The organism is Methylobrevis pamukkalensis (assembly GCF_001720135.1).
Classification (GTDB): domain Bacteria; phylum Pseudomonadota; class Alphaproteobacteria; order Rhizobiales; family Pleomorphomonadaceae; genus Methylobrevis; species Methylobrevis pamukkalensis.
Map to the genome: position 1 here is coordinate 26,793 of NZ_MCRJ01000019.1, position 18,724 is coordinate 45,516.

The following is an 18,724-nucleotide window of genomic DNA, read 5'->3' on the forward strand; positions in this document are numbered from 1 at the left end:
CTGAACCTGACGGAGGAGCGGGCGATGACGGCGGCGACAGGAGCCATGGATCTCAGGACCCCGGCGGCGCGGACGCTGCCGCAGTCCGCGGCGGCGCCGGTGGGTATCGGTATGGACGTACTGCCGTTGACGGCGCTCCACCTGGTGGTGGTCGTCATCGCCGCCTTCGGCTTTGCCTTCGACATGATGGAGGTCGCGCTCGGCAACGTGCTCTCCGCCGTCTTCTCCGCGCCGCCCTATTCGGTGGCTCCCGGCGAGCTCTCGCTCCTCCTCTCTGCCATGTATGTCGGCGCCATTCCCGGCGCCCTGTCGGCCGGATGGTTCGCCGATCGTTTCGGGCGCAGGACGGTGCTCGTGGCGGTGCTGCTCCTCCTCGCCACCACCTCGATCGCCGCGGCGGCCAGCCGGGGCATCGAGGAACTCATCGTCGCCCGCATGGCCTCCGGCCTCGCCCTCGGCGCCTATCCGCCGCTCATCATCGCCTTTCTGACCGATCTGATGCCGGCACGTCGGCGCGGTCTCCTCATCATGACCGTGTCCGGCCTCGCCGCCACCGGCCCGATGGCGATGATCTTCCTCGTCCGCTGGCTGACGCCGATCGAGCCGCTGGGCATCGAGGCCTGGCGATGGGCCTTCCTGCTCGGTTCCGCCGGCTCCCTCGTCGTCGCGATCGCCTTCTTCTACCTGCCCGAGTCGCCGCGCTGGCTGTCGGCCAAGGGGCGCGCCGCCGAAGCGGAGGCGGCGCTCGCCCGCTTCCGTCACGCACGGCCGATCGGCGCTGCGGAATGTCCCCTGCCGGCCGCATCCGGCGCATCGCCGGAGCGCATCGAGGATACACCCTTCGACTGGCCGCGCTTCAGCAGGCTCGGCTTCATCTATTTCGCTGCCCCGTGGGCGACAGTGGCCTTCCCGGTGCTGATGGGCGCGGTCCTGATCGAGAGGGGTTTCAAGCTGTCCGACAGCCTCTTCTACGTCGCGTCTCGATGGCCGGCCCGGTCCTCGCCAGCATTCTCGCCGGCGTCTACCTCGATCGGGTCGAGCGGCGCGCGGCGTTGATCGCCTTCTCGATCGGAATGATCGCCGCCGTCGTCGCTTTCGCCGTCACTACGCAGCCGTTGTGGATCATGATCGCGGCGCTCGCCTTCCAGATCATGGCCTTGCTTCACGTGCCGACGCTGACCATCTACGCGGCCGAGCTGTTTCCGACGAGCCACCGCGGTCGGACCTCAGCGGCCGCCTGGTCTATCAATCGGGTCGCGTCCGCCCTCGCGCCGCTCATCCTCCTGCCGCTCATGAAGAGCCAGGGCGTCTGGCCGATGTACCTGCTCGTGATCGTCGCTCTCCTTGTCGGCATCGGCCTCGTGGCCATGGCGCCGAACGGCCGGGCGGGACGGTCGGTCGACTGACGCGCGGGAGGGGCGGCGGGCATGGAGCCGGGTGGCGATCATCGCGAACAGAATCGCCCGCCGGCCCCGGCCTGCCCCGGCCGGCGATCGCCGCCGCCGCGCGGCGACGTCCGCGCGCCCCGGGCGGGCGACCGGCTGCCGCTGCGGCTCCATCGGGTGATCGGCCGTCAGGTGGTGATCAACGTGCTGCGGTCCGCGCTCGTCGATCATCGGCTCGTTTCCATCGTCGGTCCAGGCGGCGTCGGCAAGAGCACGGTCGCGCTCGCTCTCGCCGAAGAAGAAATCGGCCGGCACGGCGGCGTCGTCCAGGTTCTCGACCTCGCCCTCTGCGCCGGACCGGAGCAACTGTTCGCCTACGTCACCGGCGCGCTCGACCTGCCGCCGGCCAAGCCGCTCGACGTCGCCGGCCTTGCCGCGGCCAGCGGCGACCGGCCGATGCTCCTCGTTCTCGACAATTGCGAGCACATGGTCGACGCGGTTGCCGATCTCGCCGCGACTTTTCTCGACGGGGCGCCGCATCTGCGCCTGATCGCCACCAGCCGCGAGGCTTTGCGGATCTCCGGCGAACGCGTGTTCCGCTTGCCGAGCCTCGAAGTCCCGTCAAACGAGACGTCGAGCGCCGCCGAGGCGCTGGAATTCCCGTCCGTCGCGCTGTTCTTCGAGAGGGCGGCGGCCGTAGTCGGCGACCTTGTCGTCGAGGACGCCGACGTGCCCTTCGTGGTCGAGATCTGCCGGCGGCTCGACGGCATCCCGCTTGCCATCGAACTCGCCGCCGCCCGGGTCGACCTCTTCGGGCTCCGGGAGCTCGCAGCTCGCCTCGACGACCGCTTCGCGATCCTCGGGGAGGGCCGACGGACGGCCTTGCCGCGCCATCGTACCCTCCTCGCCGCGCTGGACTGGAGCTACGAAACCCTTTCGCCGGCGGCGCGAGAGGCACTCATCCGCCTGTCCTGCTTCCGTGGTGCCTTCTCGCTTTCCTCGGCAATCGCCGTCGCCGGCCGCGACGGCCTGTCCGCAAGCGACCTGATTGCCTCGGTCGCCGATCTCGCCGCCAAGTCGATGCTGGTCCCGCTGCCCGACCGCGGCGTCATGACCTACCGCTTCCTGGAAACAACCCGGCAGTACGGCTGGCGGAAGCTTGTCGACGCTCCGTTCCGCCGCGACGTGCTGAGGCGGCATGCCATGGTCTGCACCGATCTCCTCGCCGGCGCGGCCAAGGACCTGCTGCTCATGCGCCGCGAGGTCTGGACCCACCGCTACGGCGGGCTCGTCGCCGACGTGCAGGCCGCGCTCGACTGGACGCATTCGCAGGACGGTGACGCCGCGATCGCCCTCACCCTGGTCGCGGCGGCTGCGCCGCTCGGCGAACAGCTGTTCATGAAGGCGGACTACATCCTCCAGCTCGAGGCCGCCGTCCACCGGCTCGAGGCGGGCGAAGCGCGGATCCGACCGGAGATGCTCCGGATGAGCCTGCCGCTGGCGCACATGCAACTGCATCTTCGCGGCGATCTCCAGAACAGTCGAAAGACCGCCACCAGTGCCGCCTTGCTCCAGACCGAGATGGGCGTGCGGCTCCCGGAGGTTCTCGCGGCGCAGTTCGGCCATGCCTTGATCGAGGGCCGCTATGCCGAAGCGCTCGCCATCGCGGGAGAGATCGGGGAGCTTGCCGCGGAGCGCGACGAGCCGGCGCTCGCCATGCTCGGGCACCGCGTCGCCGCGCTGGCCCATCATTTTCTCGGAGATTTCCCGGAAGCTCGGCGTCTCGCTCGCCGGGTGATCGACAGTCCCTTCGAGTTCCTGCCCTTTTCGGTGAACAGTCACAGGGTGTCGATGCGGGTCGTGCTCGCCCGCTGCGCCGCCGTGGAGCGGGCGGACGACGAGGCGCGCGGCTGGGTCGAGGAGGCTATCCGCCAGGGCCGCGACGACAACGTCCATTCCCGTTGTCTCGCCCTCGGCCTCGGAGCCATTCCGGTCGCCATCTGGCTTGGCGACGAGGCGCGGCGCGGGCCTGGCACTCGGAGATCGCCGAGGTCTCCGAGCGGAACGGCCTCGGCTTCTGGTACACGATGGCGAACGATCTCGCCTTCGGAATGGACCGTGCGTTCGGAAAACCCGGGCCGCCGTCGCCTGAAGCGGGATCGGCGGCGACGGTCGGCCCGACCATGCTCGACATGTTACCGACCTTCTCGCCGGATCTGCTCACCCCCAGGGCCCGGGAGCGCGTCGAATCGGGTGAGGTGAAATGGAACGCGGCGGAGATCATGCGGATCGAAGCCGTCGCGATTGCCCCCGTTGCACCCTACGAGGCGGTTCGCCGCCTGCGCGAGGCTGCGGCGGTAGCACGGGCGCAGGGCGCGGCTCTCTGGCTTGGTCGCATCGCGCGATCATTGTCGGACGTCGCCGCGCAGTCCGACCACGGCCCGGCTTGACCTCCTGACGACATCGAACTGGGGGCAGCTGCGGGAAAACCCGGCCTCGGTCTTTCGGCGAGCACGACGCGGAAGCGCCGGTCGTGCCGGTGGCCCTGCGACCACGGACGGCGAAAGGCAGCCCAGGGTCCGGGACAAGGTGCCGCCTTCAAGCGCACGACCGCGGGCAGGGGGCTGCAGCCACCGGCGCCGATCCGATGGCGGGCTCCGTGCACGTCGATCTCATCGGACATGACGGTCTTCCCTCGATCCGGAAATCGGCTTCGCCGGGCGTCGTCAGCCGGCGCGACGGACCGAACCGGCTTGTGCAAGGCCGGAACGGTGGCGATCGGACTTCGGACGCGAGATGCGGTGATGAAAAGAGGCGCGGGATCCACGGGAGGATTGATGGATCCCGCGCCAGTCCGCGGCTCTGGAGGAGGGTCAGGCCGCGTGGCCGGCGATCGCCGCGATCCGCGTTCGCCGCAACCCGACGGCTGCGGCGGGGAGGTTCACGACCCGAAGTCGCGGATGGTGAGCGAGAACACGGTGCCGGTCGGTCCGCTGGCGGCGACGGCCAAGCCGCCGCCGAGCAGGTCCGCCATGCGGACGGCGGCGGAGAGTCCGAGGCCGCCGCCTCTTTCGCTTGGCAGCCGATGACCGCCGAGCCGCGCTCGGATCGCCTCGGGAAGTCCCGGACCCTGGTCGGCGATCGTGATCTCGACCACGCCCGACGATGCCCGCCGGACCGTGACGTCGACGCGTCGCCCGCCGGGACCCATGGCGGAAATCGCGTTGAAGATCAGGTTGTGCAGGATGCGGGTTAGCCGGGCGGGGCAGGAAACCAGCGACGTCTCGGTCCCGGCGGCGACCGCCACGGTGATCTCGGTACCGCCGCGCACCGACATTTCCGACGCGATCGCGTCGGCGAGGTTGGCGACGTCGAACCGGGTGAGCTTGAGCGTCGCGCGGAGGTCGGCGGCATCAACCGCCTGCTGCATCGTCAAGCGCGCCCGTTCGATTGCCGCCATGCTCTTCTCGACTCGCGAGCGCAGCGCGGCCGGCAAGGTTTCCGGCAGCAGTTCGAGATGCAGAAGTGCGCAAGACAACATGTTGCGTAGGTCGTGTGCAAGTTCCGCGATCCGGTCATCATCGGTCTCTGCTACACAGTCACGGAACATGGTCGGCTGGGTAAGATCCATCACACGTCCCTCGGATGGTTGACGATGACAGAAGAGTGCAAGCAGGGCCGCGTTTCTATAACCGTCACGGCGTAATTGGACGAAACGGCCGCGACGTCAGCGTGGCGGATGATTTGCATCAGGTTCACGCGCCGGGTGCGATCGGGCCGCCAACTCCGCGCCCGGATCACGGTGCCGCTCCGGCAGTTCGACCACCGCAGAGGCGATTGAATCTCCGCCTCGATTCTGACCTTCTCTCGCCGGCCGCCGCGATGACAGCGAGGACCAGATCGACGCCATCTTCCGCGCCGGGGTCGACCGCATGATCGCGGCGGTCGAAGACGTCGCCCTCGTGGCGCGTCGGTTCGGCCAGCCGCTTCCGGCGCCTCCGGATCCTGCGGCCGCCTGGCATGCCCCCTCCCGCTGCCATCCCGCCGCAGCCGACCCGGCCGGTGCACGCCGCCCCATCGGTCGACATACGCCCTCCATGCGGCTGGGCATCGGCGCATCGACTTGTGGTTTGGCAGATGTCATACGAATGTCGATTTTCGAGGACTTCGGGCTGGAGAAAGGTCGGCGTAAACTGGAAAATCAGAGTGAGGAATTAAAGAGTAAGTATATTCATCAATGGGGAAAATTACATAGAATCGGACCATTCGGAGCAATTCTCGATCCGGAATCATCAGTTTAAGCCCAGAATTACACGGTTTTAACGATTTGTTCACGGAGTCGCGACAGTCTTCTCGGCGTGGCCGTCTCAGATGCGCCCGGGGAACCGGTGCGACGATCGTGTCAGTCGGAAGGGCGCCGGCGGCCGGATATCAGGGGACGACCATGGAACTACACGGGGCAAGCCTGCAGGAACGTCTCGCCTTCGCCCGGATCACGGCGGATGATCGCGCGGCCCTGCGCGAGGTCTGGGCAATCATCGAGCCGGGCCTGACCGGCACGCTGTCCCGCTTCTACAGCCACCTCAAGGGCTTTCCGAAGATGGCCGGGATGATCGGGACGCAGGACGCCCGGCTCGCGGATGCGCAGAAGCAGCATTGGCGTCATCTGTTCAGCGGCGACTTCAACGACTCCTACGTCGCCAGCGCCGTGAAGATCGGCCGCGTCCATTGCCGCATCGGCCTCGAGCCGAGCTGGTACATCGGCGGCTACCAGTATGTGATGAACGAGCTCCAGCCGATGCTGATCGCGAAGAGCCGCTTCTCGCGCCGCAAGCTGGAGCGCTGGCTGGTCGCCTTCAACAAGGCCGTGCTGCTGGATCTCGATTTTGCCGTCTCCACCTACGAGCAGGCCGGCATCGAGGTGCGCGCGGCGCGCGAGGGCCACATCAACACGGCGATCGACAAGTTCCGGATCGCCACCGAGGGTCTCGTCGGCAAGGTCGAGCAGACGGCCGGCGTGATGAAGAAGGAGGCCGCCAATCTCGGCGGCGTGGCCTCGGGGGCGGCGACACAGGCAGAAGCCGCCGTCTCGTCGTCGGACGGCACGCGCCAGTCGGTTCAGGCGCTTGCGACCGCGGCGGAGGAGCTTGCGGCCTCGATCCGCGAGATCTCCGGCCGTCTGACCGAGACCGCCGGCACGATCGGCAAGGCCAACGAGATGGCGCTGAACTCGACCAACGCCATCGGCCGGCTGTCCACCTCGGGCCAGGAAATCGGCGTTGTCGTCTCCCTCATCCAGGACATTGCCGAGCAGACCAACCTCCTCGCCCTCAACGCCACCATCGAGGCCGCCCGCGCCGGGGAGGCCGGCCGCGGCTTTGCGGTGGTCGCCTCGGAGGTGAAGGCGCTCGCCGGCCAGACCGCCAAGCCACCGACGACATTTCCCGCCAGGTCGCGGGCATCCAGAGCGAGACCCAGAAGGCGGTGGTCGCCGTTGGCGAGATTGCCAAGATCATGGAGGAGGTCAGCCGCATCACCACGGCGATTGCCTCCGCGATCGAGGAGCAGGAAGCCGTCACCGAGGAGATCGCCTCCAGCGTCAGCCGCGCGGCCGACGGAACGACCGCGCTGTCGCGTACCGTGGACGATGTCGCCGGCGCGATCCGGACCACGCGGACCACCGCGCAGGGATTTGCCGGCGCCTCCGAGGAACTGTCGTCGCAGGCAATCAGCCTCGCCAACGAGATCCGGTCCTTCGTCGAGGACCTGCGCAACCAGGCCACGCGCGCGGCCTGAGCCGCGGTCTCTGAAGGCAGCACAAGCCGGCCCGGGCGGAGTTGAATTCCCGCCCCGGGCCGTGCATAGCTGGCCGCATGCTGGACAAGCTCGAACTTCTGCTCGCCCTCGCGCGGGAACGCCATTTCGGACGGGCCGCCGAAAGCGTGGGCGTGACGCAGCCGACGCTGTCCTCGGCGGTCAAGAGCCTCGAGGACCAGCTCGGCGTGTTGCTGGTCGAGCGCGGCTCGCGCTTCCAGGCTTCACGCCGGAAGGCGAGCGGATCCTGATCTGGGCGCGCCGTCTCGTCTCCGACGCCCGCACCATGCGCGAGGAGGTCCACGCCCTGAAGAAGGGCCTCGTCGGCCATATCCGGCTCGCCGCCGTGCCCTCGGCGCTGCCCTTCGTCCAGGAGGTGGTGACCCCGATCGCCACCCGCTACGACGCGTCCGGCTCACCGTGCTGTCGATGACCGCCGACCAGATCCTCAAGGGCATCGAGAATCTCGAAATCGACGCCGGCGTCTCCTATCTGGAGGACGCGGTGCTCACGCGCTTTGCCGGCGTGCCGCTCTACGAGGAGCGCTACTGCCTCCTGGTCGCCCCGGACGGGCCGCTGAAAGATCGCGAGACCATTGACTGGAAGGAGGCGGCTCAGATGCCGCTCTGCCTGCTGACCCCCGACATGCAGCACCGCCGCATCGTCGAGCGTCACCTGCGCGAGGCGGGCGTCGAGGTCGTGCCGCGTCTGGAATCCAATTCCCTGATCGTGCTGCACACCCACGTGCGGTCGGGAAAATGGGCGACGATCATGCCGGCCCGCTTTGCCGACACCATCGACCACCCCGGCCTGATGCAGGCGATTCCCATCGTCGAGCCCACGGTCTCCCACACGATCGGCCTCGTCACCACCCAGCGCGAGCCGTTGCCGCCGCTGGTCGCGCATCTCGTTGCGGAGGCCCGCACGATCGGCAAGCGCTATGGCGCGGGCGCGGCGGATTGATCAGGGTTCTTTAAGCGAAACTTTCCCCGTCATTCGATTTTTCTATCGTTAGACGGAACGGCTTTATTGAATCTCCGTCGAAAACGGCCCATCCTTATAGGAATTAAAAGCTAGGGAGGCGCCGTTTCGATGCGTCACGAGACATTCAGCAATGAACGCACACGGGAAATCGTGTCCTCGCATCTCGGCCTCGAGGGGCCGCTGCTGCCGATTCTGCACGCCGTGCGGGAGACGTTCGGATACGTGCCCGAGGCGGCCGTCCCCGTGATTGCGGAGGAATTGAACCTCAGCCGCGCCGAGGTTCACGGTGTCGTCACCTTCTACCACGACTTCAATCGCGCGCCCCATGGCCGCCATGTGGTCAAGATCTGCCGGGCGGAAGCCTGCCAGTCCGTGGGCGTCGAGACTCTCGTGGCCCATGCGGAGCGGTCGCTCGGCGTGTCGATGGGCGAGACCAGTCCGGACGGCCGCGTCACGCTTGAACCGATTTATTGTCTCGGCCTGTGCGCCTGTGCGCCGGCCGCCATGGTCGACGGCCGGATCATCGGCCGGCTCGACATGGAAGCGATCGACGAGATCGTTGCGGAGGTTGACCGATGAGCGCGATCAAGGTTTTCGTTCCCTGTGACGCCGCGGCGATCGCCTGCGGCGCCGACTCGGTCGCCGAGGCCATCCTCAGCGAAGCCGGCAAGGCCGGCGTCGAGATCAAGCTGGTGCGCAACGGCTCGCGCGGCATGCTGTGGCTGGAGCCTCTCGTCGAGGTCGAGGCCGACGGCGTGCGCTACGGCTTCGGCCCGGTGCGCAAGCGCGACGTCGCGGCGCTGGTCGCCGCCGGCCTGTTCACGGCCCCGGCGTCGGTCTCCCACGACCTCGCCATCGGCGTCGTGTCCGAGCATCCGTTCCTGACCGCCCAGCAGCGCCTGACCTTCGCGCGCTGCGGCATCACCGATCCGCGCTCGCTCGACGACTATCTCGCCCATGGCGGCTACAAGGGTCTGGCCCGCGCGCTCGAGCTCGGCTCGGCCGGCATCGTCGCGGAAGTCACCAAGTCGGGCCTGCGCGGCCGCGGCGGCGCGGGCTTCCCGACCGGCATCAAGTGGAAGACCGTCCACGACGCCAAGGGCACGCAGAAATACATCGTCTGCAACGCCGACGAGGGCGACTCCGGCACCTTCGCCGACCGCATGATCATGGAAGGCGACCCCTTCGAACTGATCGAGGGCATGACGATCGCCGGCATCGCCGTCGGCGCGACCCGCGGCTACATCTACTGCCGGTCGGAATATCCGCATGCGATCAGCACGCTGCGGGCGGCCATCGGCACGGCCCGCGCCAACGGCTACCTTGGCCCTAAGGTCAATGGCACCGAGTTCGCCTTCGAACTGGAAGTGCGTGAGGGCGCCGGCGCCTATGTCTGCGGCGAGGAGACCTCGCTGCTGGAGAGCCTCGAAGGCAAGCGCGGCCTCGTGCGGGCCAAGCCGCCGCTCCCGGCCCACGTCGGCCTGTTCGGCAAGCCGACGATCATCAACAACGTGCTGTCGCTGACGGCCGTGCCGCACATCCTCGCCGACGGCGCGGACGCTATGCGAACTACGGCATGGGCCGCTCGCGCGGCACGATGCCGATCCAGATCGCCGGCAACGTCAAGTATGGCGGCCTGTTCGAGACCGCCTTCGGCATCGCGCTCGGCGATCTGGTCGAGAAGATCGGCGGCGGTACGCTGTCGGGCCGCCCGGTCAAGGCGGTTCAGGTCGGTGGCCCGCTCGGCGCCTATCTTCCGCCATCTCAGTTTGATACGCCCTTCGACTACGAGGAATTCACCAAGAAGGACGCGCTGATCGGCCACGGCGGCATTGTCGTGTTCGATGACACGGCCGACATGGCGGTCATGGCGCGCTTCGCCTTCGAATTCTGTTCCGTCGAAAGCTGTGGCAAGTGCACGCCTTGCCGCATCGGCTCGACCCGCGGCAAGGAAACGGTCGAGAAGATCATGGCCGGCATCGATGTCGAGAAGAATCTCGCGATCATGGCCGACCTGTCGAACACCATGAAGTTCGGCTCGCTCTGCGCTCTCGGTGGCTTCACACCCTATCCGGTGATGAGCGCGTTCACCCATTTCCCGGAAGACTTCCGGCGCACGCGGCAGCTTCCCCTGGCGGCCGAGTGAAGGAGAGACCCATGAGCCTCATCGTCGAAACCGACTACGGTACCCCGGCTTCCCGTTCCGAGAAGTCCGTCAGCCTGACCATCGACGGCATCAGCGTCCAGGTTCCGGAAGGCACCTCGATCATGCGCGCGGCCATGGAGATGGGGACTGCCATCCCCAAGCTCTGCGCCACCGACATGCTCGACGCCTTCGGCTCCTGCCGCCTCTGCCTCGTCGAGGTCGAGGGCCGCAACGGCACGCCCGCCTCCTGCACCACGCCGGTGATGGAAGGCATGGTCGTCCACACCCAGACGGAGCGTCTCAAGACGATCCGCAAGGGCGTGATGGAACTCTACATCTCGGACCATCCGCTCGACTGCCTGACCTGTGCGGCCAACGGCGACTGCGAGCTGCAGGACATGGCCGGTGCGGTCGGCCTGCGCGACGTGCGCTACGGCTACGAGGGCGAGAACCACGTCTTCGCCAAGGCCGATGGCGTCGCCAACGACCACTGGATGCCGAAGGACCAGTCCAACCCCTACTTCACCTACGAGCCGTCGAAGTGCATCGTCTGCAATCGCTGCGTTCGCGCGTGTGAGGAGGTTCAGGGCACCTTCGCGCTGACCATCTCCGGCCGCGGTTTCGACAGCCGCGTCTCGGCCGGCATGAACGAGAACTTCCTCGAGAGCGAGTGCGTGTCCTGCGGCGCTGTGTCCAGGCCTGCCCGACCGCGACGCTGACCGAGAACAAGGTCATCGAGATCGGCCAGCCGGAGCATTCGGTCGTCACCACCTGCGCCTACTGCGGCGTCGGCTGCACCTTCAAGGCCGAGATGCGCGGCGAGGAAGTCGTCCGCCTCGTGCCGTGGAAGGATGGCAAGGCCAACCGTGGTCACTCCTGCGTCAAGGGCCGCTTCGCCTGGGGCTACGCGTCGCACCGCGACCGCATCACCAAGCCGATGATCCGCGACAAGATCACCGATCCGTGGCGTGAAGTGTCCTGGGACGAGGCGCTGGACAAGATCAAGGTCGATCTCGGCCGGATCCAGGGTCAGTATGGCCGCAGCGCCGTCGGCGGCATCACGTCCTCGCGCTGCACCAACGAGGAAAGCTACCTCGTCCAGAAGCTGATCCGCGCCGGCTTCGGCACCAACAACGTCGACACCTGCGCCCGCGTCTGTCATTCGCCGACCGGCTACGGCCTGAAGACCACCTTCGGCACCTCGGCCGGCACGCAGGACTTCGACTCGGTCGAAGACACCGACGTGATCCTCGTGATCGGTGCGAACCCGACCGACGGCCACCCGGTGTTCGGCAGCCGCATGAAGAAGCGCCTGCGCGAGGGTGCCAAGCTGATCGTGGTCGATCCGCGCCGGATCGACCTCGTCCGCAGCCCCCACATCAAGGCGGAATACCACCTGCCGCTGAAGCCGGGCACCAACGTCGCCGTCGTCACCTCGATGGCCCACGTGGTCATCACCGAAGGGCTGGCCGACGAGGCGTTCATCGCCGAGCGCTGCGACCTGCTCGAGTACCGCGAATGGGCGGCCTTCGTCGCCGATCCGCGCCACTCGCCGGAGACGACCGAAGCCTTCACCGGCGTTCCGGCCGAAATGCTGCGCAAGGCGGCCCGTCTGTATGCGACCGGCGGCAACTCGTCGATCTACTACGGCCTCGGCGTCACCGAGCACAGCCAGGGTTCGACCACGGTCATGGCGATCGCCAACCTCGCGATGGCGACCGGCAACATCGGTCGTCCGGGCGTGGGCGTGAACCCGCTGCGCGGTCAGAACAACGTGCAGGGCGCCTGTGACATGGGCTCCTTCCCGCACGAACTCACGGGCTATCGTCACATCTCCGACGAGGATACCCGCGCGCTGTTCGAGAAGGCCTGGGGCGTCACGCTCGACAAGGATCCGGGCCTGCGCATCAACAACATGCTGGACGCGGCCGTCGACGGCACGTTCAAGGCGATCTACATCGAGGGTGAAGACATCCTGCAGTCCGATCCGGACACGCACCATGTCGCCGCCGGCCTCGAGGCGATGGAACTCGTGATCGTGCAGGACCTGTTCCTGAACGAGACCGCGAACTACGCCCACGTCTTCCTGCCGGGCTGCACCTTCCTCGAGAAGGACGCACCTTCACCAATGCGGAGCGCCGCATTCAGCGCATCCGCCGCGTGATGTCGCCGACCAACGGCTATGCCGACTGGGAAGTCACCCAGCTGATCGCCAACGCGCTTGGCCTCAACTGGAACTACAGCCATCCGTCGGAGATCATGGACGAGATCGCCGCGCTGACCCCGACCTTCGCCAACGTCAGCTACAAGCTGCTCGACGAGGTCGGTTCGGTGCAGTGGCCGTGCAACGAGGAGAACCCCGAAGGCACGCCGATCATGCACATCGATCACTTCGTGCGTGGCAAGGGCCAGTTCGTCCTCACCGAGTATGTGCCGACCGACGAGCGGATCGGCGCGCGCTTCCCGCTGATCCTGACCACGGGCCGGATCCTCAGCCAGTACAATGTCGGTGCCCAGACGCGGCGCACCGAGAACGTGCTGTGGCATGAGGAAGACGTCCTCGAGATCCATCCGCACGATGCCGAGCAGCGCGGCGTCAAGGACGGCGACTGGGTGAAGATCCAGAGCCGGGCGGGCGAGACGGCGCTTCATGCGCTGGTCACCGACCGCGTGGCCCCGGGCGTGGTCTACACCACGTTCCACCACCCGCTGACGCAGGCGAACGTCATCACCACCGACTTCTCGGACTGGGCGACCAACTGCCCCGAGTACAAGGTGACGGCGGTGCAGGTGTCGCCGTCGAACGGTCCGACCCGCTACCAGGAGGAATACGACGAGTTCACCAGGCAGTCGCGCCGGATCGCGGAAGCGGCCGAGTAAGACGATGCCGGAGGCGGCAAGTCGTGTGACCTCGATCCGTGTCGCCCGCAAGGGCGGCACGGAGGAGGTGCTCCGGGCGGTGCCTGCCGAGGTGCCGGTGGCGCTGACCCATGATGGTTCCAGTTACGCCGTCATGCTGGCAAGCCCGGTCGATCTGGAAGACTACGGGATCGGATTCAGCTTCACCGAAGGTGTCGTGAAATCTGCTGCCGACATTCGGGATCTCGAAATCGTCGAGCATGACGACGGGTTGGAAGTGCGGATGTGGCTCACGCCCGATCCGTCACGCCAGCTCGTCGCGCGGCGCCGACGCATCCTCGGCCCGACCGGCTGCGGGCTCTGCGGGGTCGAGAGCCTCGAGGGCGCGGCACCGGACCTGCCGGTGGTGGGGGCCGGCATCACGGTCAGTCCTTCCGAGATTCACGCTGCCCTCGACGCCCTGGGGCCGTTGCAGGTGATCGGCCGCGAGACGCGGGCGGTGCACGCGGCGGCCTTCTGGCGCAGGGGCGAGGGTCTGGTTGCCGTGCGCGAGGATGTCGGGCGGCACAATGCCCTCGACAAGGTGGTCGGTTCGATCCTGCGCAGCGGCGGCAACGGCGCAGACGGCATGGTGGTCCTGACGAGCCGGGTGTCGGTGGAACTGGTGCAGAAGACGGCGCGCCTCGGCGCGTCCATCCTGCTTGCCGTGTCGGCGCCGACGTCGCTTGCGCTCCGGACGGCGGAGGCGGCCGGTATCACGGTGGTCGCCGTGGCGCGGGATGATGCCTTCGAGATATTCACCCATCCCCATCGCATTGCTGTCGATGGCAACGAGAAGAACCGATCGGAGAGTTTTGGTCATGTCGCATAGCGTTTCGGAAAAGCTGGTGATGATGGCGAACCAGATCGCCAAGGCCTTCGAGCCCCAGGGCGAGGCGCGTGCCCTGCCGCAGATCCGCGAGCACATTCACCTGTTCTGGGACCCGCGGATGCGCAGGGGCATGGACGAGATCATCTCTGCCGGTGGACAGGGCCTGCATCCCTTCGCCTATGCGGCGCTGAAGGAAGACGTCAAGCACCCGCACCGCGAGGCGGACCAGGCGGGCACGAAGTTCCCGATGGACGCCTCGTCCGTGGATGGCGGCACCGACTGAACAGCCTGCGGGCTTGCTTCACCGGATCAGGACAGCGACGAGCAGGGCCCGGCATTGCCGGGCCTTTTGCGTTGTCTCCCGTCACTGCTGTGGCAATCGCTCGGCGGAAATCCGGTTGGAATTCCCGGGGCTTGGTTAACCTCCTCGTAAGCGGCAGGTGATATGACCTTTCAAGCAAGGTGGCCGCTTCCCGAAGGTGGATGGTGCAAGCTACGCTCGACACTTTTTGGCTGGTCGTGGCCGGAACGCTGGTGCTGTTCATGCAGCCCGGCTTTCTTGGCCTTGAAGGCGGCTCCGTGCGGGCGAAGAACAACGTCAACGTTGCGGCGAAGAACTTCACGGACTTCTGTTTTTCCGCGCTCTGCTTCTGGGCTGTCGGCTTCGGCCTGATGTTCGGGGCGAGCCACAATGGCTGGTTCGGGTCCACCGGCGTCTTCTTCCGTCCGCTGGACGGATTTTCCGCCGCCTTCCTGTTCTTCCAGGTGATGTTCTGCTCCACCTCGGCGACGATCGTCTCCGGGGCGGTGGCCGAGCGCATCACGTTTGTCGCCTATCTGGCGCTCGTCATCCTGATGGCGGTCTGCTTCTACCCGGTCTACGGCCACTGGGCCTGGGGGGCAGCGCCCTTCGAGAGCGGCAGCGGCTGGCTGCGGCAGCTCGGCTTCCACGATTTTGCCGGCTCCACGGTCGTCCACTCGGTGGGCGGCTGGGCGGCGCTGGCGACCATCCTCGTGATCGGTCCGCGCGTCGGCCGCTTCGATGGCAGCCGCTTTCCCGTGCAGGCCCAGGGCGTGCCCTTCACCATGTTCGGGGTCTTCCTGATCTTCATCGGCTGGATCGGCTTCAACGGCGGCAGCACGCTGCGCTTCGACGACAGCGTGCCGCAGATCATCCTCAACACCATGCTGGCCGGCTGCACCGGCGGCATGATGCTCACGCTGCTGCACATGCTGCCCGGCCGCCCGGCCAGCATCTTCGACATCGGCAACGGCTGCATCGCCGGCCTGGTGGCCATCACCGCCTCCGCCGACGTCGCAACGCCGGTGGCCGCCGTCGCGCTCGGCTTCCTCGGGGCCGCCATGGTGGTGCCCGTGCGCATCATGCTGGATCGCGCGGAAATCGACGACGCGGTCGGCGCCGTTCCGGCCCATCTGGCGCCCGGCATCCTCGGAACGCTGGCGGTGCCCTTCGTCGACATCGCCGATGCGCCGCCAACCTTCGACGCCCTGATCCACGCCGTCGGCATCCAGTTTCTCGGCGTCGCCGTCTGCGCGGTCTGGAGCTTCGGCGGCGTGTTCGTCGCGCTGCGCCTGCTCGGCCTGTTCATCCCGTTGCGGGTGGAGGTGCAGATGGAGCGCCGCGGCCTCAACGTCGCCGAACACGGCGTCGTCACCGACATGGCCCATCTCATCGGCCGCTTCGGCGCGCTCGGCCAGCGCCACGGCCTGCGCGACCTGTTCGACCAGGCGACGACGTTGCCTCGCTCGATCTGCTCGATCCGGTGGTGCAGGCGGTGACCGGTTTTCGCGACGTGCTGGCGGCGCGGCGCTGGCAGATCACCACCGCACCCAACGAGGGCACCACCGAGCAGCGCCGCAGTGCCGCGGCCGTGGTCGAGCGGATGGACCAGGACCTGCGCTACGCCATGGAGGAGGCCTATCTCCTCGTCTCGCAGGCGCTCGCCTCCGAGTTCTTCACCCTCGGCGCGGACAGCGACAAGCTCGGCGCTGCCCGCATCCTCAACCTGCTGACCGCCAACTTCGTGCGCGACATCGAAAGCCTGACCGCCCGCATGCGGCAGGAGACCGACCGGGCGATGATCTTCGGCTTCGTGGAGACGGCCCGCGAGCGGGCCCGCACCTTCTGTCGCCGGGTCGAGACGCTGGCCGACTATTGCGACGCGGCGACGTCGGCGGCAGAGGAGGTCGATGCGGTGGCCGTCGACGGCGGCGAGATGATCCGGGCGCTGATCGAGGGCTTCCGGCCGCAGGCCGAGCTCTACAACGTGCTGCTGGCCGTTTCGGTATCGCCCGATGCGGCGATGATCCGGGTGAAGTCGGCGCGGCTGCGCCGCATCGTGACGACGGTGGTGGAGAATGCCCTGCAGTTCAACCGCGACGGCGGCATCGTTCAGGTCGCCATGCAGCGCCACGGGGTTGGCCAGGTCGCGATCGAGATCACCGATTCCGGCCTTGGAATGGACGACGACGAGATTCGCCGCATCGAGAAGCCCTTCGTCTTCTCCGGCGACGACAAGGAGCACTACGGCCTGTCGCTGGCGCTCGCCGCGCGCCTTGCCCGGCTGTCCGGCGGCCGTCTCGAGGTGAAGACCCAGCGCGGTGTCGGCACCCGGCTCCATGTGCTGTTGCCGATCGCGATGGCCGACAGCCGCCTCGGCAGGGTGGCCTGACGGCACGCCGGGGACCCGTCCGTTTCCCCCGGCGCCGCCTCCCGGGCGCTTCCGATTGAAGCTTTTCGTCGCCGCGATGCTATAGAGGCAGGGAACCGGGGCCGCCCGCGGCCCCACTGTCGTCTCCGCCTGTCCGGACCCGCCGATGCCGACCACCGATCCGACCGCCGCCCGCGTCATCGTCCGCCTTCTCGAACTGCAGGGGGTGCGCCGCGTCTTCTGCGTGCCGGGCGAAAGCTATCTGGCGGTGCTGGATGCCCTGCATGATTCGGACATCGACACCGTGGTCTGCCGTCAGGAGGGCGGGGCGGCGATGATGGCCGAGGCGACCGGCAAGCTGACCGGCCGGCCGGGCATCGCCTTCGTCACCCGCGGCCCCGGCGCCACCAACGCCGCCGCCGGCCTGCACATCGCCGCGCAGGATTCCTCGCCGATGATCCTGTTCGTCGGCCAGGTCGGCCGCGACATGAAGGGCCGCGAGGCCTTCCAGGAGCTCGACTACCGCGCCGTCTTCGGCTCGATCGCCAAATGGGTGGTGGAGATCGACGATCCGGCCCGCACCGCCGAGATCGTCGGCCGGGCCTTCCAGGTGGCGATGAACGGCCGGCCGGGGCCGGTGGTCGTGGCGCTGCCCGAAGACATGCTGCACGAGGCCGCGCCGCTGCCGGCCCTGCGCCCGCGCGAGGCGGTGCCGGTCAATCCCGGCCTCAACATGATGATCCGCCTGCAGAAGAAGCTCTGGGCGGCCGAGCGGCCGATCGCCATCCTCGGCGGCTCGGGCTGGACCGAGGCGGCGGTGGCCGCCTTCCGCCGCTTTGCCGAGCGCTTCGACCTGCCGGTCGCCTGCTCCTTCCGCCGGCAGATGCTGTTCGACCACCTCCATCCCAACTATGCCGGCGACATCGGCATCGGCGCCAACCCGGCGCTGGTCGCCCGCATCCGTGCCTCCGACCTCGTGCTGCTCGTCGGCGGGCGGATGTCGGAAATGCCGAGCCAGGGCTACGAGCTGTTCGCGATTCCCGAGCCGGAACAGCCGCTGGTGCATGTCCACGCCGATCCGGAGGAGCTTGGCCGGGTCTATCACGCCGAGATCGCGATCAACGCCTCGCCGGCCGGCTTTGCCGCCGCCGCGGAAGGCCTGCAGCCGCCGAACGAGATCGTCTGGCGCGCCGAGACCGTTGCGGCCAACGCCGCCTACCATGCCTGGTCCGACACGTTGCCGGCAACGCCGGGCGCGGTGCAGATGGGCGAGGTGATCGAAACGCTGCGCGACGTGCTCGCCGACGACGCGGTGCTGACCAACGGCGCCGGCAACTACGCCACCTGGATCCACCGCTTCTGGCGCTTCCGCCGCTTCGGCACCCAGCTCGCCCCCACCTCCGGCTCGATGGGCTACGGCCTGCCGGCGGCGATCGCCGGCAAGCTGGAAAGGCCGGAGGCACAGGTGATCTGCCTGGCCGGCGACGGCTGTTTCCAGATGACCTGTCAGGAGTTCGGCACGGCCGTGCAGGCGGGCGCCAACGTGATCGTGCTCGTCGTCGACAACGGCATCTACGGCACCATCCGCATGCATCAGGAGCGCAATTACCCCGAGCGGATCAGCGCGACGACCCTGGTCAACCCCGACTTCGCCGCCCTTGCCCGCGCCTACGGCGGCCACGGCGAGACGGTCCGCGAAACCGCCGAGTTTGCGGGCGCCCTCGACCGCGCGATGGCGGCCGGCAAGCCCGCGCTGATCCACCTCCTCACCGACCCGGAAGCGATCACGCCGACGGCGACGATCACGGGGCTGCGGGCGGCGGCGCGGAAGACAGATCTCGAGACGCAGTCATGAGATGGAAAATCGTCGCCCGAATTTTGATATCAGTCATTTTATATACGCTGTTCTCGAAATTTGTATTTGATGAGGCGCTGAAGTTATTCGGTGCGACTCGGCGCGGAGTGTCTCCGGAGTTTGCAATATTGACCGCGC

14 protein-coding genes and 5 pseudogenes are annotated in these 18,724 nt (G+C 67.7%); 17 read left to right on the forward strand and 2 right to left on the reverse strand.

From position 1 onward, the window contains the following. Positions 1 to 45 precede the first annotated feature (45 nt). Genes A6302_RS05035 through A6302_RS22700 form a run of 4 tightly spaced genes read left to right on the forward strand, consistent with a single transcriptional unit; the run spans position 46 to position 3,835 of the window. Complete coding sequence (locus A6302_RS05035; protein ID WP_069306128.1) at positions 46 to 1,056, forward strand: MFS transporter; 1,011 nt, start codon at positions 46 to 48, stop codon at positions 1,054 to 1,056. After that, positions 984 to 1,406, forward strand: a complete 423-nt coding sequence (locus A6302_RS05040) for an MFS transporter (RefSeq protein ID WP_069306129.1) — start codon at positions 984 to 986, stop codon at positions 1,404 to 1,406. Before A6302_RS05035 ends, A6302_RS05040 begins: the two co-directional genes overlap by 73 nt. Positions 1,407 to 1,427: 21 nt before the next feature. Further along, on the forward strand, positions 1,428 to 3,647 hold the full coding sequence (locus tag A6302_RS05045; RefSeq protein WP_069306130.1) for an ATP-binding protein: 2,220 nt from the start codon (positions 1,428 to 1,430) through the stop codon (positions 3,645 to 3,647). 20 nt (positions 3,648 to 3,667) lie between these two features. Beyond that, positions 3,668 to 3,835, forward strand: a complete 168-nt coding sequence (locus A6302_RS22700; protein ID WP_169833501.1) for a hypothetical protein — start codon at positions 3,668 to 3,670, stop codon at positions 3,833 to 3,835. Between the two features lie 491 nt (positions 3,836 to 4,326). Here the strand turns inward: A6302_RS22700 and A6302_RS05050 are convergent, their stop codons facing one another. Continuing rightward, a complete protein-coding gene (locus A6302_RS05050) occupies positions 4,327 to 5,016 on the reverse strand; it encodes a sensor histidine kinase (RefSeq protein ID WP_083255536.1) in 690 nt (229 codons plus the stop codon). A gap of 301 nt (positions 5,017 to 5,317) precedes the next feature. Between A6302_RS05050 and A6302_RS21950 the strand changes: the two genes are divergently transcribed. After that, positions 5,318 to 5,686, forward strand: a complete 369-nt coding sequence (locus A6302_RS21950; protein ID WP_141703419.1) for a hypothetical protein — start codon at positions 5,318 to 5,320, stop codon at positions 5,684 to 5,686. 143 nt (positions 5,687 to 5,829) lie between these two features. Next, positions 5,830 to 6,288: pseudogene (locus A6302_RS26050) on the forward strand (protoglobin domain-containing protein); the annotation flags it as partial. 215 nt (positions 6,289 to 6,503) lie between these two features. Here the strand turns inward: A6302_RS26050 and A6302_RS26055 are convergent. Next, the gene (locus A6302_RS26055) at positions 6,504 to 6,680 is read right to left on the reverse strand and encodes a hypothetical protein (protein ID WP_169833502.1); all 177 of its coding nucleotides are present in this window, start codon (positions 6,678 to 6,680) and stop codon (positions 6,504 to 6,506) included. Here A6302_RS26055 and A6302_RS26060 point away from each other — a divergent pair. From A6302_RS26060 to A6302_RS05115, 11 genes and pseudogenes are all read left to right on the forward strand, one after another. Continuing rightward, positions 6,604 to 6,810 (forward strand): annotated as a pseudogene (locus A6302_RS26060) (methyl-accepting chemotaxis protein); the annotation flags it as partial. The gene A6302_RS26055 and the pseudogene A6302_RS26060 overlap by 77 nt on opposite strands. Before the next feature lie 59 nt (positions 6,811 to 6,869). After that, on the forward strand, positions 6,870 to 7,181 hold the full coding sequence (locus A6302_RS25180; RefSeq protein ID WP_069306135.1) for a hypothetical protein: 312 nt from the start codon (positions 6,870 to 6,872) through the stop codon (positions 7,179 to 7,181). A 77-nt stretch (positions 7,182 to 7,258) separates the two neighbouring features. Further along, a pseudogene (locus A6302_RS05075) lies at positions 7,259 to 8,162 on the forward strand (LysR family transcriptional regulator). Between the two features lie 129 nt (positions 8,163 to 8,291). Further along, positions 8,292 to 8,762, forward strand: coding sequence for a formate dehydrogenase subunit gamma (locus A6302_RS05080; RefSeq protein ID WP_069306136.1), 471 nt, complete (start codon positions 8,292 to 8,294; stop codon positions 8,760 to 8,762). Beyond that, positions 8,759 to 10,329, forward strand: a pseudogene (locus tag A6302_RS05085) (formate dehydrogenase beta subunit). The gene A6302_RS05080 and the pseudogene A6302_RS05085 overlap by 4 nt, the downstream one beginning before the upstream one ends. A gap of 11 nt (positions 10,330 to 10,340) precedes the next feature. After that, positions 10,341 to 13,209 (forward strand): annotated as a pseudogene (gene fdhF, locus A6302_RS05090) (formate dehydrogenase subunit alpha). Positions 13,210 to 13,213: 4 nt separating this feature from the next. Next, positions 13,214 to 14,059 (forward strand): formate dehydrogenase accessory sulfurtransferase FdhD, encoded by an 846-nt coding sequence (gene fdhD / locus A6302_RS05095; protein WP_069306137.1) that lies wholly within the window; start codon positions 13,214 to 13,216, stop codon positions 14,057 to 14,059. Beyond that, positions 14,049 to 14,342 (forward strand): formate dehydrogenase subunit delta, encoded by a 294-nt coding sequence (locus tag A6302_RS05100; RefSeq protein WP_083255537.1) that lies wholly within the window; start codon positions 14,049 to 14,051, stop codon positions 14,340 to 14,342. The genes fdhD and A6302_RS05100 overlap by 11 nt, the downstream gene beginning before the upstream one ends. A gap of 200 nt (positions 14,343 to 14,542) precedes the next feature. After that, complete coding sequence (locus A6302_RS05105) at positions 14,543 to 15,859, forward strand: ammonium transporter (protein ID WP_069306139.1); 1,317 nt, start codon at positions 14,543 to 14,545, stop codon at positions 15,857 to 15,859. Continuing rightward, positions 15,856 to 16,752, forward strand: coding sequence for a sensor histidine kinase (locus A6302_RS05110; protein ID WP_169833503.1), 897 nt, complete (start codon positions 15,856 to 15,858; stop codon positions 16,750 to 16,752). Before A6302_RS05105 ends, A6302_RS05110 begins: the two co-directional genes overlap by 4 nt. Positions 16,753 to 16,897: 145 nt before the next feature. Then, entirely contained in the window at positions 16,898 to 18,586 is a 1,689-nt protein-coding gene (locus A6302_RS05115) for a thiamine pyrophosphate-binding protein (RefSeq protein WP_069306141.1), read from the forward strand. The last annotated feature ends 138 nt before the right edge of the window (positions 18,587 to 18,724 follow it).

Excerpts from the sequence above, each read along its gene's own strand:
- A6302_RS21950 (WP_141703419.1), top strand. The coding sequence starts at position 5,318 with ATGATCGCGGCGGTCGAAGACGTCGCCCTCGTGGCGCGTCGGTTCGGC.
- A6302_RS26055 (WP_169833502.1), bottom strand. The coding sequence starts at position 6,680 with ATGAGGGAGACGACAACGCCGATTTCCTGGCCCGAGGTGGACAGCCGG.
- A6302_RS05100 (WP_083255537.1), top strand. The coding sequence starts at position 14,049 with ATGTCGCATAGCGTTTCGGAAAAGCTGGTGATGATGGCGAACCAGATC.
- A6302_RS22700 (WP_169833501.1), top strand. The coding sequence starts at position 3,668 with ATGCGGATCGAAGCCGTCGCGATTGCCCCCGTTGCACCCTACGAGGCG.
- A6302_RS05050 (WP_083255536.1), bottom strand. The coding sequence starts at position 5,016 with ATGGATCTTACCCAGCCGACCATGTTCCGTGACTGTGTAGCAGAGACC.
- A6302_RS05115 (WP_069306141.1), top strand. The coding sequence starts at position 16,898 with ATGCCGACCACCGATCCGACCGCCGCCCGCGTCATCGTCCGCCTTCTC.
- A6302_RS05035 (WP_069306128.1), top strand. The coding sequence starts at position 46 with ATGGATCTCAGGACCCCGGCGGCGCGGACGCTGCCGCAGTCCGCGGCG.
- A6302_RS05040 (WP_069306129.1), top strand. The coding sequence starts at position 984 with ATGGCCGGCCCGGTCCTCGCCAGCATTCTCGCCGGCGTCTACCTCGAT.
- A6302_RS05045 (WP_069306130.1), top strand. The coding sequence starts at position 1,428 with ATGGAGCCGGGTGGCGATCATCGCGAACAGAATCGCCCGCCGGCCCCG.
- A6302_RS05080 (WP_069306136.1), top strand. The coding sequence starts at position 8,292 with ATGCGTCACGAGACATTCAGCAATGAACGCACACGGGAAATCGTGTCC.
- A6302_RS05105 (WP_069306139.1), top strand. The coding sequence starts at position 14,543 with ATGGTGCAAGCTACGCTCGACACTTTTTGGCTGGTCGTGGCCGGAACG.
- fdhD (WP_069306137.1), top strand. The coding sequence starts at position 13,214 with ATGCCGGAGGCGGCAAGTCGTGTGACCTCGATCCGTGTCGCCCGCAAG.